Source organism: Dehalogenimonas sp. THU2 (assembly GCF_039749495.1).
GTDB lineage: Bacteria > Chloroflexota > Dehalococcoidia > Dehalococcoidales > Dehalococcoidaceae > Dehalogenimonas.
The window spans coordinates 90,036-104,014 of record NZ_JBDLLU010000002.1 but is presented as its reverse complement, the minus strand read 5'-3'; the positions used below and the strand labels follow the sequence as shown (position 1 = coordinate 104,014).

12 protein-coding genes are annotated in these 13,979 nt (G+C 57.7%); 7 read left to right on the top strand and 5 right to left on the bottom strand.

All coding sequences use genetic code 11. The features are described 5' to 3' along the window. Nucleotides 1–123: 123 nt before the first annotated feature. Nucleotides 124–1,263 carry an iron-containing alcohol dehydrogenase gene (locus ABFB09_RS01535; protein ID WP_346999369.1) on the bottom strand — a complete coding sequence of 380 codons (1,140 nt, stop codon included), beginning with the start codon at nucleotides 1,261–1,263 and terminating at the stop codon, nucleotides 124–126. A gap of 409 nt (nucleotides 1,264–1,672) precedes the next feature. Between ABFB09_RS01535 and ABFB09_RS01530 the strand changes: the two genes are divergently transcribed. From ABFB09_RS01530 to tgt, 7 genes are all read left to right on the top strand, one after another. Further along, complete coding sequence (locus tag ABFB09_RS01530) at nucleotides 1,673–3,928, top strand: multicopper oxidase domain-containing protein (RefSeq protein WP_346999368.1); 2,256 nt, start codon at nucleotides 1,673–1,675, stop codon at nucleotides 3,926–3,928. Between the two features lie 167 nt (nucleotides 3,929–4,095). Further along, a complete protein-coding gene (locus tag ABFB09_RS01525; protein WP_346999367.1) occupies nucleotides 4,096–5,058 on the top strand; it encodes an ROK family protein in 963 nt (320 codons plus the stop codon). Further along, nucleotides 5,055–5,876, top strand: a complete 822-nt coding sequence (locus ABFB09_RS01520; RefSeq protein WP_346999366.1) for a UTP--glucose-1-phosphate uridylyltransferase — start codon at nucleotides 5,055–5,057, stop codon at nucleotides 5,874–5,876. The genes ABFB09_RS01525 and ABFB09_RS01520 overlap by 4 nt, the downstream gene beginning before the upstream one ends. Before the next feature lie 251 nt (nucleotides 5,877–6,127). Next, nucleotides 6,128–8,704: an alanine--tRNA ligase gene (gene alaS / locus ABFB09_RS01515; RefSeq protein ID WP_346999365.1), complete on the top strand. Its 2,577-nt coding sequence runs from the start codon at nucleotides 6,128–6,130 to the stop codon at nucleotides 8,702–8,704. A gap of 6 nt (nucleotides 8,705–8,710) precedes the next feature. After that, a complete protein-coding gene (ruvX, locus tag ABFB09_RS01510; RefSeq protein ID WP_346999364.1) occupies nucleotides 8,711–9,145 on the top strand; it encodes a Holliday junction resolvase RuvX in 435 nt (144 codons plus the stop codon). Further along, complete coding sequence (locus ABFB09_RS01505) at nucleotides 9,120–9,650, top strand: HPP family protein (protein WP_346999362.1); 531 nt, start codon at nucleotides 9,120–9,122, stop codon at nucleotides 9,648–9,650. The genes ruvX and ABFB09_RS01505 overlap by 26 nt, the downstream gene beginning before the upstream one ends. 7 nt (nucleotides 9,651–9,657) lie before the next feature. Then, nucleotides 9,658–10,824, top strand: coding sequence for a tRNA guanosine(34) transglycosylase Tgt (gene tgt / locus ABFB09_RS01500; protein WP_346999361.1), 1,167 nt, complete (start codon nucleotides 9,658–9,660; stop codon nucleotides 10,822–10,824). A 129-nt stretch (nucleotides 10,825–10,953) separates the two neighbouring features. Here tgt and rpsU read toward each other — a convergent pair whose 3' ends face one another. The 4 genes from rpsU to mutM all read right to left on the bottom strand — a co-directional run bounded on the left by rpsU (nucleotide 10,954) and on the right by mutM (nucleotide 13,938). Beyond that, nucleotides 10,954–11,160 carry a 30S ribosomal protein S21 gene (gene rpsU, locus ABFB09_RS01495; protein ID WP_346999360.1) on the bottom strand — a complete coding sequence of 69 codons (207 nt, stop codon included), beginning with the start codon at nucleotides 11,158–11,160 and terminating at the stop codon, nucleotides 10,954–10,956. Between the two features lie 83 nt (nucleotides 11,161–11,243). Next, on the bottom strand, nucleotides 11,244–11,936 hold the full coding sequence (locus ABFB09_RS01490; RefSeq protein ID WP_346999359.1) for an aspartate/glutamate racemase family protein: 693 nt from the start codon (nucleotides 11,934–11,936) through the stop codon (nucleotides 11,244–11,246). Nucleotides 11,937–12,072: 136 nt separating this feature from the next. Further along, a complete protein-coding gene (locus ABFB09_RS01485; protein ID WP_346999357.1) occupies nucleotides 12,073–12,981 on the bottom strand; it encodes a DMT family transporter in 909 nt (302 codons plus the stop codon). 84 nt (nucleotides 12,982–13,065) lie between these two features. After that, on the bottom strand, nucleotides 13,066–13,938 hold the full coding sequence (gene mutM, locus ABFB09_RS01480) for a DNA-formamidopyrimidine glycosylase (protein ID WP_346999356.1): 873 nt from the start codon (nucleotides 13,936–13,938) through the stop codon (nucleotides 13,066–13,068). Nucleotides 13,939–13,979: the final 41 nt, after the last annotated feature.

Below are 13,979 nucleotides of genomic sequence, written 5' to 3'. Positions count from 1 at the left end.
TTAACTAGATGAATTCCCTAAAAATAGGCGGATGAAGACTCTGATAATTAAAGGGGCGAGAAGGGATAGGACAGAAGAGACAGTTGTTTGGAAGAGAGATTTCTGTCTTGCTCCCCCTCTGTCCTACCACGCCATCCGGTACAACCGCTGAAGATCATGCTGCTCCAGCGGCGTCGGATTATTGACGATCCACGGCGAGGACACGGGCGCCAGGCGGGCCAGTTCAGGTATCTTGTCCCTGTCCACCCCCAGCCCCTCCAGCCGCAGCCTCATACCGACGCTCTTCAGCCAGTCCTCGACGGCTTTTTGTCCGTCTCCGGCGCCGAAGACCCGCTCGCCGAGCAGCTGGACACGGTCCGCTCTGGCGCGGGCAACGTCCGCCAGCCAGGCTGGCAGCATCGCCGCCAAACCGTCGCCGTGGGTGATATCGTACAGCCCGGATAGGGGGTGCTCGATGCCATGCAGTGTCATGGAGCCGTCGCCGCCACCCAGGGAGGAAAAGGCGGAACAGGCCATGGTGGAAGCCCAGGCCAGGGCGCGGCGGGCCTCGACATTGTGCAGATTATCCCGGAGCACCGGCAGATACGTGACCACGCTGCGCATCATGGCCTCCCGCCAGCCGTCGTTGAGATCTTCCGGATTGGCGGCGGTGATATAGGGTTCCAGCGCGTGGCAGAAGATATCTACTCCGCCTGCCAGTGTGGGACCAGCCGGCAGGCTCATCGTCAGTTCCGGGTCGATAATTGCGGTTTTGGGTTGCAGTGACGGGCGGGACAGGACGCGCTTCTCATGGCTGTGCCATTCGGTTATGACCGCCCCGGAATTCACCTCGGAGCCGGAGGCGGCCACGGTCGGCACCATCATCAGCGGCGGCACCTTACCGGAGGGGTTGTCGCGGGTGGTGAGATAATGCCAGACGGGCAGATCCCCCGTGGCGGCCAGGGCAATACCCTTGGCGGCATCCATGGCGCTGCCGCCGCCAAACGCGATGACCAGGTCGATATGCTCCTTCCGGACCAATGCGGCTCCTTCATCGATGGTGGCGGCGCGGGGGTTGGGTTCGATCTTGTCGAAAAGAAACGCCTGCATCCCGGCCCGCTCCAGCATATCCGCGGCCTTATCCAGGATACCCAGGCGGCGCATGTTCTTCTGACCCGAGACGATGATAGCCCGGCGTCCCAGGACGCGGGCTTCATCCCCGAGGCGGTTGAAAGATCCTTCCCCGAAGATCACTTTGGTCGGCATGTTGAATTCGGTTAGCATGATTTTCTCCCGCTCTTGATTCTATAAGAACCAATATATCCCTCATATTTAGGTGGGTCAAATGAGGGGTAAACCGCTATCTAAATGATCTTAATTCCTGAAAGTCAATGATTATAAACAGGGTTTCGTGAGCTCAGTTCAGTTCAGTGTAACTACGAACCTTAGCATCAACAATTTAGGTGTAAAGCATCAGGTGAAATACGTAGTCGTACGGATACCAGTACCGAAAAGATGGGGGGATAATTTAGCCAATAGTACTGGTTCCATGGAACAAAGCAAAGAAAGCAACTGGAGAATTCCGAACGCTGGAAGGGAGAATACTAAAAAAATAATCATTCCATTACGAAGCAATCAAATAAAGGAGGAGTAAATGTTAAACCAACAAACAGGTGTTAGTAGAAGGGAATTCATGAGAAGGGCTGGCATCACTGCGGCAGGGGCCGGAGGCTTGCTGCTGGCTGAAAGTACGTTGATGAGAGGAGTCGCCCTCTTCGCTGCCAAGCCCCAACCCGCCGGCCAGGTCCAGCTGAAGAGCAATAAAATCCCTCAGTTTGTAGATCCGCTGCCACGCTTGAGTATCGCCGGTGGCACTATGGAAACTGTGCTCGCGGATACCGGTGAAGTCGTTCTGAACCAGCACACTTTCAGAGCGAATATTATGCCGTCTACATTCGTCCCTGCCAACGGCCAGCCATATGATGGCACCTGGACTTTCGGCTACCGCGTCGGTCCGACAGGGGCGCCTGGGGCGGCAGTGGATACCAATGTCGGCCCGGTTATAGTAGCCAAACGAGGCGTCCCAACCCAGGTACGCTATGTCAACAATCTCTATGCCGATGCGAACACCATCGCCTGGCATGATTGGACAGATCAGACGCTGCATTCGGCCTTCCACCAGGCTTTCAATATGGGGATGCCAATAGGTGCCGACGCTAATACCCATTACATGGGACCGGTACTGACGGTTCCCCATCTTCATGGAGGTGAGGTGCCAGCGCTCATAGACGGAGGACCGGAGCAATGGTTCGCCAGTGATATTCCCGGCACCCTTCCAATCACAATGAACCACGGTCCGGCGTACTACACACATCCCGGCGTGGCGGCAGCTGCCAACGAGTGTGTCTTCCGTTATCCCAACACACAGGAAGCGGCGCCGTTGTGGTTCCATGACCACCTGCTCGGTGGCACGCGGCTCAACGCCACTTTTGGCGGTCTTGCCGGTGCTTACGCCCTTATAGATACCGGGCTGGCACTACCCAACGGCCTGACCCCGGTGGGATTGGACACGACAGGTTTAGGCAATACGGTTAGCGATACTGACAACTTCCTGATCCCGCTCGTGATCCAGGACCGGATGTTCGATACCAATGGTCAGCTCTTCTTCCCCACTGTTGGCGTCAATCCTGAGCACCCATTCTGGGTACCTGAGTTCGTCGGTGACACCATCATCGTCAATGGCAAGGTCTGGCCGTACCTTGAGGTTGAGCCGAGGCGTTACCGCTTCTACATCGTAAATGGTTCGAACTCGCGGATGTACGATATGTATCTCCAGGATTCGGCTTCAGGAATTAAAGGCCCTCGGATGTGGGTTATCGCTACTGATGGTGGCTATCTAGATGTTCCTGTGGAGATAAATCCCAACGCTACCGGCCAGCAGGTGATGGCAGGGCTTGCCAAGAGCCTACCGATAAAGCCGGGAGAGCGCTACGAGGTCATCATCGACTTTGCGGGAGTGGCGCCAGGTACAAACTTGATCCTTCGTAACACCGCTCCCACTGTGGAAGGCAATCCTAAAGCCAGCACCACCGGTCGCATCATGCAATTCCGCGTGGTAGCTCCGGCTGGGGCAGCTGCGGACAACAGCTACGATCCGGCCAGCGCAATCCCCCTGCGTCCACCGATGGTACGACTGGCTAACCCGGCAACCGGCACCTTGAACGTGATTCCTTCCAAGACACGCTTCATGACCCTGAACGAGATTGTCGGTGCCGGCGGGCCGCTTGAGGCGTTGGTCAACAACTCTAAGTGGGGCGGTCATAGAATGGATATGACACCCATACCCGGCTCTACCCCGGTTGGGCCTGCGCCTTTTACCAACTACCTCACCGAGCTGCCCGTCGAGGGCGATACCGAGGTTTGGGAGATAGCCAACCTGACCATGGACTCCCACCCCATCCACCTCCATGCCATTCAGTTCCAGCTCATCAACCGGCAGCCTTTCGATATGGCCGCCTTCATGGCTGCCTATGACATGAGCTTCCCCGGCGGTATGTTCATGCCCGGATACGGGCCGCCGTTGCCGTATGATGGTTCCGACCCGGCTTCGGGGGTTGATATCAATGGAAACTGGATACTGGGTGGTAATCCCGACGTTGCTCCGTATCTTCTCGGTGTACCGTTGCCGCCGCTGGCCCATGAGGCTGGCTGGAAGGACACGGTTATCATGAACCCGGGAGAGGTGACCCGAATCGTCACCCGCTGGGCGCCGCAGGATATACCCGCCGGGGGTGTAGGCGCTTTCGACTTCACCCCAAACGAAGGCAACGGTGTTTACGTCTGGCACTGCCACATCACCGACCACGAGGACAACGAGATGATGAGGCCGGATTGGATAGAGTCCGATCCAGCTACTCTAAGGAGTTATATCCAGGGAACGGACTACTAGCTTATCCTGGTGTTTGGATAAAAGAGAGGAGGCCATTCGGCCTCCTCTCTTTTTTTCTTTGAGTTAAGTGGCGGCTGGTGGGTTTGAAATACAATGGACTCGACCTCTGCCTCAGATGATGATACACCCGGTTGCGCCCTGTCCTGCCGGGTCTTATAATTTCAGATATGAATAAAAGCGGGACGGTTCTGGTCGCGGATCTGGGCGGCACCAAGGTGCTGGCCGGGACCGTGGGGCCGGACGGCTGTCTCCGGCATCGGGTCAAAAGGGAGTCCGAAGGCGCCGGCAGCCTCGATGCTATATTGGGCCGCCTGTGCGGCGCCCTCGACGAGGTGCTCGGTGCTGCGGCCGAACCCCCCGTCGCGGTAGCCCTCGCCGTCGCCGGGGCGATCGATCTCAAGCGCGGCGTCGTCACCAATTCCCCCAACCTGACCGCCACCAATCATACCTCGCTGCGGGACATGCTGGCCGAACGCTATCATCTTCCGGCCGTGATGATCAACGACGCCAGTTCCGCGGCGCTGGCCGAACACCGGCTGGGCGCCGGGCGGGGCACGCGTCACATGATCTTTCTCACCGTCTCCACCGGCGTCGGCGGCGGCATCATCATCGACGGTAAGCTGTACCAGGGCGCCGATGGTTCCGCCGGGGAATTCGGTCATACCACGATCGACATGAACGGTCCCCCTGACACCTGCGGCTCTTTCGGCTGCCTGGAGCAGAACGCCTCCGGCACCGCCATCGCCCGTGAAGCCACGAGGTTACTTAGTGAAGGCCGGCGGTCCAGCTTGGGCCGGATACTCCTCGAGAACGATGTATTGACCGCGGAGGATGTCGCCGGAGCCGCGTCGGATGGCGACGATCTGGCCCGGGAAGTTTTCAATGAAGCCATGCGCCGCCTGGGCATCGGCGTCGCCAACATTGTGAACATTTTTAACCCGGAGATGATCGTCATCGGCGGCGGCGTCAGTCAGACCGGGGACATGCTGTTTGAACCGGTGCGCCGTTTCGTCGCCGAACACGCCTTCAAACTGCCGGCGGGGCGGGTGAAGATTGTCCCGGCTGCCCTGGGCGTTGAGGCCGGGGCCATCGGCGCCGCGTTATACGCCAGGGAGGAATTGAATCTGTGACACATGTGAAGAAAGCTGTCATCGTGGCCGCAGGCGCGGGCACCCGCTTTTTACCTATCACCAAAAGCGTACCCAAGGAGATGCTGCCGCTGCTGTCCAAGCCTCTTATCCATTACAACGTGGAGGAGATCACTTCTTCCGGCATTAAAGATATCGTCTTCATCATCGCCCGCGGCAAGGAGGCCATCGTCGATTACTTTACCCCGGCCCCCGCGCTGGAAACCTTTCTGGTAGCCAAGGGGGATGCGGCCAACCTACGTCAGATCCGCGCCCTGCCTAAGATGGCGCACTTCAGCAGCGTCTATCAGTCGGCGCCGCTCGGACTGGGGCACGCCGTGGGCACGGCAAAGGATGCGGTCGGCGATGAACCCTTTGCCGTGATACTGCCCGACGACATCGTCGATTCCGAGGTGCCGGTCCTGAAGCAGATGCTGGAAGTTTACAAAAAGCATCCCGGCAATATCCTCCTGGTGGAGAAGTGCTTGCCAGAACACACCTGCCGCTACGGCATCATCGACGCCGAAACAGTGGCGCCGGGCGTGTATAAAGTAAAGGACCTGGTGGAGAAGCCGAAATCGGAGGACGCGCCCTCCAACCTGGGCATCGTCGGCCGCTACATCCTCATGCCGGAGATCTTCGACGCCATCGCCGCCACCAAACCGGGCAAGGGTGGAGAGATCCAGCTCACCGATGCCATCCGCATCATCCTGGAAACCCAACCCGTGTACGCCTGTGAGTTCGAAGGCACCCGGTACGATACCGGCAATCCGGAAGGCTGGCTGAAGGCAAACGTTGCCTGGGCGGCGAAGGGGAAATAACCCGGCACGATTCCAATCCTTTCCCAACAACCAGTCATTGCGAGGCCTGTCCTGAGCTTGTCGAAGGGCTACGCCGAAGCAATCCAATGCCACAACAAGCAGAATGAAGCGCCGTTGAATCGAAATCCCCCTTTCCCTTATCGGTCGCTGGACCGTTGCCGAAAGCTGACAGCTTCCGGTTAAATTGACATACCCATACCCCTCGCCTACAATCTTATCTTAAATCAATCTTCGACAGGTGCTGAACTATTATGCCCATGACCGGTGACGAATTACGCCAGCTTTTTCTCGAATATTTCGCGGAGAAAGGGCACAAGATCATGCCCTCCGCTTCACTGATCCCCCACGGAGACCCCACACTGCTGCTGACCACCGCGGGCATGGTGCAGTTCAAGCCCTACTTCCTGGGCAGGGAAAAACCGCCGGCGGTTCGCCTGACCACCACTCAGAAGTGTTTCCGCACCACGGATATAGATTCAGTCGGGGATTCATCCCACCTGACCTTCTTCGAGATGCTGGGCAATTTCTCGGTGGGGGATTATTTCAAGAAAGAAGCCATCGATTTTGCCTGGGAGTTCGTCACCGAGCGGCTCAAGATACCCAAAGAGCGCCTGTGGGTAACTGTCTACCTGGACGACGACGAGGCTATCCGATTCTGGCTGGACAAGGGTGTGCCGGCTGAACGTATCGTCCGCCTGGGTGAAAAGGACAACTTCTGGGGCCCGGCCGGTGATTCCGGTCCCTGCGGCCCCTGTTCCGAGATTCATTACGACTTCGGTGAGGAAGCCGGTTGTGATGATCCGGCTTGCGGTCCGGCCTGCAAATGCGGCCGCTTCTGCGAGATATGGAACCTTGTGTTCATGCAGTTCAACCAGGACACCGCCGGTGCCCGCACCCCCCTGCCACGCCCCAACATCGACACCGGAATGGGGCTGGAACGCCTCACCGCCATCATGCAGGGCAAGTCCACCGTCTATCAGACCGATCGCTTCGACTACCTGCTCGGCAGGGTCGCCGAGGTCTCCGGCAAAAAATACGGGGGGAACGGGGAGACCGACCGGGCGATGCGCATCATCGCCGAGCATTCCCGCGGCATCACCTTCCTCATCGCCGATGGCGTCATCCCATCTAACGAAGGCCGGGGTTACGTGCTGCGGCGGCTGCTGCGCCGGGCGGCGCTCTTCGGGCGCATGATCGGGTTGAAACAGCCGTTCATGGTGCCCCTCATCGAGGCGGTCATCGAGCACATGGGCAAGGTATACCCCGAACTTACGTCACGCCGCGATTTCATCATCGAACTGGTTGCGCGGGAGGAATCCCGCTTTGCCGAGACCCTGTTCACCGGTATGCAACTCCTGGAGGACATGATGGCCGGGGATGAGAGCCGGCTGCGGCGCAAGGTCACCGGCGAGCAGGCGTTCAAACTGTACGATACCTACGGTTTCCCGCTGGACCTGACCGTGGAGATCGCCGCGCAACACGGCTTCGAGGTCGATTCCGAGGGCTTCAACTATGAGATGGCCCGCCAGAGGGAGAAGGCCAGGGCGGGGGCCAAGTTCGTACTGGATAAGGAAAGCCACGGCGGCCATGTTTTCGGCGCCACCTGTTTTACCGGCTATGACCGCCTGTCCCAGTATGGCACCGTCGACGGCTTGATTAAGAACAACGATCAGGTCGATTCACTCAGTGAAGGCGAACAGGGCGGCATTATCCTGGATAAAACGGCCTTCTACGCCGAGATGGGCGGCCAGGTAGGCGATATCGGAGAGATCACCGTCGGCGATAATACCTTTGTCGTGACCAGCGCCATGCCGTTGAGTCCCGGCGTAACCGTACACCAGGGCTATGTCAGCCGCGGCATCATCCGCATGGGCGACGAGGCCATGTCCCGCGTGAACGGCCCCCGCCGCTATGACATTGCCCGCAATCACACCGCCACGCATCTGCTGCAGGCAGCCCTGCGTGACGTGCTGGGGGAGCACGTGCAGCAGCGGGGATCGATCGTCACCCCTGACAGGCTGCGATTCGATTTCTCCCATCTTAAAGGCGTCTCCCCGGAGGAGATCGTTCGTGTGGAAGACCTGGTCAACGAGCGCATCCGGGAGAATCATCCGGTGTCCGCCACCGAGACCGGATACCAGGACGCGCTCAAACAGGGCGTAACCGCGCTTTTCGGCGAAAAATACGGCGAGAAAGTGCGGGTGCTGTCCATCGGCGCTAACAAACCGGTTTCCGCCGAGCTATGCGGTGGCACCCACATCAAATCCACCGGCGAGATCGGCCTTTTCAAGGTTGTGAGCGAGTCCAGCGTCGGCGCGGGACTCCGCCGTATCGAGGCGGTCACTGGCCGCGGCGCCGAGGCTTACCTACGGGATCATTTCAAGTCGTTTAACGAGAAGATCGCGCATCTTCAGGCGGAGATCGACGCTGAAAAAAGTGCCATCACCGGTCTGCAGCGGGACCTGGCGAAGAAAGACGCTTTATCCCTAATCGGCAGCGCCCGTGACGTTGTGGGCGGCAAGCTCCTCGTCGCTTCTGTTGCCGAAGCCAACATGGATACCCTGCGGGATATGACCGACGTTTTGCGTGAAAAACTCGGTTCTGCGGTGATCGTCCTCGGCTCGGTCTGGGCGGACAAACCGGTATTCCTGGCCGCGGTCACCCCGGATATGGTGGATAAGGGCTATCATGCCGGTAACATTATTAAGAGACTCTCGCAGATCGCCGGGGGCGGCGGTGGTGGCAAGCCGAACCTGGCTCAGGGCGGCGGCCGGGACAAAGAACAGCTTCAGACCGCTCTGGCTGCGGTCAGTGAGTTCATCAGGTAGTATTTCGTGCTTGAGCGCGTCATCGGTCTGGACGTCGGCGATAAGTGGGTGGGTGTTTCGCTTTCCGACCCGATGGGCATCATCGCGCGGCCGCTGACCATATTGGAGCGCAGGGATGAGATCACCGACGCTGAGGCGGTGGTGAAACTCATCGACGAACACCGGGCAAGCAAGGTGATCGTCGGATTGCCGCGTATGCTTACCGGCGTCGTCGGCACCCAGGCTGAACGCGTGCAGCAGTTCGCCCAGCGTCTGGCGTCCCTGACCGACTCTCCGATCCTTTTCCAGGACGAACGATTTTCAACCGCGGGTGCCAAAGAGATCATGAAAGCCAACCGCAAAAAGAAAAAGGGTTTTTATTCCAAAGAGAGGGATGATGCCGTCGCCGCGGCGGTCATCCTTCAGGACTGGCTGGATGAGAACCGGCCTCCGGGGATTTGAGCTCATGGAGTTGATCGACCCCCATTTTAAAAAGAATCCCCGCCCTTACATCATCCAGAGTCTGCTTGGGTTAGGGGTCTTTTTCCTGGTTCTCCTGCTGGTGGAACGGATGACCCAGGTAGTCATCGTCGCCGCGCTTGGCGCCAGTGGCTTTATAGTTTTTTCCATGCCACATTCAATTACCGCCCGTCCGCGGCGACTCATTGGCGGTCACGCGGTTGGGCTGGTTTCCGGCACCGCCTGTCATTTGCTCTTCAGCGGACAATTAACGGGTTTAATTGAAGGTTCGACACTGGTGACTGCCTTTGGCCTTGCCGTAACTTTTGCCCTGGCTATGTTCCTGATGGCCGCGACCAATACGGAGCACCCTCCCGCGGCGGCCACATCGATCGGTCTTTTTATCGCCGGGTGGAGTTGGGGGACCATACTGTTCGTGCTGCTTTTCGCTGTTTTACTGGCGGTTATTCACTACCTCCTGAGGCGTTACCTGGTGGATTTATTTTGAGGATAATATGACGGCGATATCTTTTGATCTGGTAAAAACCGGACCCACCCGCGCGGGTAACCTGCACACCCTCCATGGCAGCGTCGAAACGCCGTGTTTCATGCCGGTGGGTTCTCAGGCTACTATCAAGACGCTGACCCCGGATGAGGTCAGGGACATGGGATATGGTTTGATCCTGGCCAATAACTATCATCTCTACCTGCGACCGGGTACCAAAGTGGTCGAGAGTTATGGCGGGCTTCACAAATTCATGGGTTGGGACGGCGTGCTGCTGACCGATTCGGGCGGTTACCAGGTTTTCTCGTTGTCGCCGTTACGCAAAATGAGCGACGAGGGCGTCACTTTCCGCTCTCATATCGACGGATCGGAGCATTTCTTCAGCCCGGAGCTGGCGGTAAAATACCAGGAATCGTTCGGTGCCGATATCATCATGGCGCTGGATGAGTGTCCGCCGGTGGAAGGTTCGCGGGAGGTCATCGCCGCCGCGGTCGCCAGGACCCACTCTTGGGCATTGAGATGCCTGAAAGCTAAGACACGGGATGACCAGGCTCTTTTTCCCATCGTGCAGGGCGGCTTGCACGCCGATCTGCGGCGGCGCTCGGCGGAGGGGCTGGTGGCGGAGGATTTCCCCGGTTATGCCATCGGCGGTTTGGCTATCGGTGAGAGTAAGGATCAGACCATAGAGATCACCGCCGAAACTACCTCCGTCCTGCCGGCCGGCAAGCCGCGTTACCTCATGGGAGTCGGCTCGCCGGAGGATATCGTCCGGGCGGTGGGCGCCGGCATCGACATGTTCGATTCGGCCCTGCCGACGCGGGTGGCCAGGAACGGCGCGTTATTCACCCGGCAGGGGCGTATCGATATCGCCAACGCCCGGTATGAAGGCGATAAGAACCCGATCGATGCCGGTTGTGGCTGTTATACCTGCGCTCGTTTCTCGGCGGGTTATGTGCACCACCTGTTCCGGGCTAAAGAGTTGCTGGCTTACCGGCTGGCGACACTGCACAACCTTTACTATATGCGGCGCCTGATGACAGAGATCCGCCAGGCGGTCATCGATGACCGGTACGATGATTTTGCCCGGGACTTTTTGTCGACTTATCGTACCACCGATGAGGCGGTGCGTCTGAATCAGAAACGGCAATGGCTCAAGGATCGAAACTCCGAAACCTAGTGGCGTATCGATGCAATTGTCGAAATCGGTATAAAAATTGGATTCCGAAAGTAAAACTGAAGAAGCTAAAAAAGACTCCGCCCATTGGGCGGAGTCTTCAATTACTGATCGAAAAGGCAGGTTGCAGAGTTATCTGGTCCTGCCCGCCGCTTTGCGGGCGGCTTTGATGGCGGCACGGCGGGTGGCCGTTTCCTTGCGTTTGCGGCGGGTTAGCGGCTTTTCAAAACGGCTGCGGCGCCGTGCTTCGCGGATGACGCCGTCAAGCTGCACTTTGCGGTTGAAGCGCTTAAGCATCCCCTCGAAAGTTTCATTATATTCCGGTCTGACTTCGGTCAAAAAGAATCACCTACTTCCCGCGTCCAAATAAAAGAGTTGCCGTTAAAGACAACAATATATTCTGGGACTTTCAGCGGATGATGTCAAGCCAGCGCCCGCGCCACCGCCGCCGTAACGTGCAACCGGGAAGTGTCGAATACCGGCACCATCACATCGGACTGTTTGATAAGCAGTGGAAGCTCGGTACAGGCCAGGACGATACCTTCTGCGCCTCGGCTGACCAGGTTTTCGATAATCAACTGGCAGGCCCAGCGTGAAGCATCCTGGATACAGCCGCGGCAGAGTTCGTCGTAGATGATGCTGTTGATAATCTGCTGCTCGTTCGCATCAGGTACCAGTACCTCGATTCCGAACTTTTCAGTTAGTCGGCTGCTATAGAAACCTTCGCTCATCGTAAAACGTGTGCCTAGTAAGCCAACCTTCTTTAATCCCATTTTCTTGACACTTTCGCCTGCAGACTCGGCGATATGAAGCATTGGTAATCCGCTCGCCGACTCCACTTCGTCAGCCACTTTATGCATTGTATTGGTGGCGATAACGAGGAATTCGGCGCCGGCGCTTTTCAGGGATCCTGCCGCTTCGGACAGTTTCACCGCGGCCTCAGCCCACAGCCCGCCGCTCTGTAGCTGTTCGATTTCATCAAAATCGAAACTATGCAGAATGATTTTTGCTGAGTGAAGACCACCCAACCTGCGGGCGACACCTTCGTTGATGAGACGGTAATAGTCCGCCGTGGAGTTCCAGCTCATGCCGCCGAGGAGACCGATGGTCTTCATACAATTCACTCTCTGTGCTTATGGTCTTGCCAATACTCCGGATTAAACGGGATATTTAAATCGAATCGATTCCTAATGAGAAATCTTCGAGGATTCGGGCGTGTTTCGAATTCCGCATTTCATGCTTCGGATTTTATCACGCAAGGTATATTATAGCTATACCGCAGGCGATCATCATGGTGGCCGCCAGTCGCACCATATTCGCTCTTCGTCCGGTATCGGTGCGCAGTAAAAATCCGGGGACCAATCGGTTCATCAATAGAGCCAGGAAAAAGACGAAAATCGGCCGGCTGCCCGTAATGGCCGAGACCAGCGATACCGGTCCGGAGGCCATTGCGTTGAACACCAGCAGGATGCCTGCCATCGCCAGCGCTTCATTAAGCATTATCAGCACCGCGGTGCGGCCGCGTTGGGGTAGCGCCAGGAGTTGCCGGATCACCGCCGGCCGGAGCGAAAAAGCGAAATACATAGTCACCAGGCAAAGCGAGCCTATCCAGTACATGTTCCAGAAGCTGATCTCGCCTAGCGCATACTTGCTCAATACATCCGCGGTAGCACTCAGTAGGGCTGCCGTGACCAGCAACATGATCGGACGTCCCCGCCATTTAATACCCCCGCCGGCCCCCCGCTGAGCCGAAAGCACCACTGTGCCGCCGACGATGACGGCTATCGCCAGCCAATGCAGCCAGGCCAGCGTCTCGCCTAATAGAGGCACCGCCATCAAAGCCACGAACACCGGATAAGTGTGATAGACCGGTATGGCCCAGGAAACTTCCTCGGTGCGGAAGATATTGAGCAGCAGGCCCACGGACACCGCCCGGATGATTCCCGCGCCCACCGCCGCCAGCAATGGACCCATCCCGATATTCTCCGGCAGCGGGAACAGCACCATGGTTGCCAGCGCGAAGATCAAAACGACAGCGCTCACCGGCACCAGAAAAGCCCGTAGCGATGGCATCCGCCGGCCGATGAGGTGGGAGTCGATGATGTTCACCCCCGCCACGGCAACTGTTCCTATCACCGCGATAATCACCCAATCGGTCATGATCGATAAATCCGAAATCCGAATATCGAAGCTCGAAATGGATCCGAATTACCGAAAAATGAGTCACCGAAACACTCTCGGGCTTTAACCATTGGAATTTTGAATTTGTTTTGTATTTCGGATTTCGTGTCTCGAATTTCCGGGGCTGGCGGTCTGGCATTTCGGGCACAGATAGGTTCCCCTCCCCCGCACAACAATCCGTTGTAACGGAGTCCCGCATCTGGGGCAATTCTCCCCGCGCTTGTGTGCGACTTTGAAAGCGAAATGCGCATGCCCCAGTTCGCCGCCGGGGCGGATATAGTTGGCGATGCTGGCGCCTTTGCTCTCGATGGCGGCTTTCAGTATGTGCTGTATGGCGGCATGCAGTTCGCGATATTCTCCGGGGGTCAGGCTGTCCGCCGGCCGTAGCGGGTGGATCTTTGCCTCGAATAAAGCTTCATCGGCGTACATGTTGCCGATGCCGGCGATCAGCGTCTGGTCGAGGAGCGTCGGCTTAATGGGACTCTTGCGTTTTTTTAGGATCGCTTCGAATACCTGAGGGGTAAACTCCGGCTCGAGCGGTTCTGGTCCGAGCTCGTCCAAAACCCCATCACCGTCGATCAGCTTCATCCGGCCGAACTTCCGCGGATCACGAAAGAACACCTTCCCACCGTCGTCCAGGGTGATTTCAACGCGATAATAAGGCGGCGGTTCACCGCCGGCCGCGGCCGCGATGAGAGAACCGGTCATCTTGAGATGTGTCAGCAACCGTTTTCCGTTCGATAGTTGCCAGACGACGAACTTACCCCTGCGGAAGACTCCGGTAACCGTTTGCCCTCTCAGTCCAGCGACAAACTCATCGACGACATGCCCTTTCACCGTCCCCGGCCAGTTGACCGCGACATCTGCGATACGGCGGCCCAGGACGTAAGGCCGTATCTCATTGGTTACCGTCTCAACTTCAGGTAATTCGGGCATGTGTTTACCTCAATTTCCAAATCAATTATTTTTCATTTACG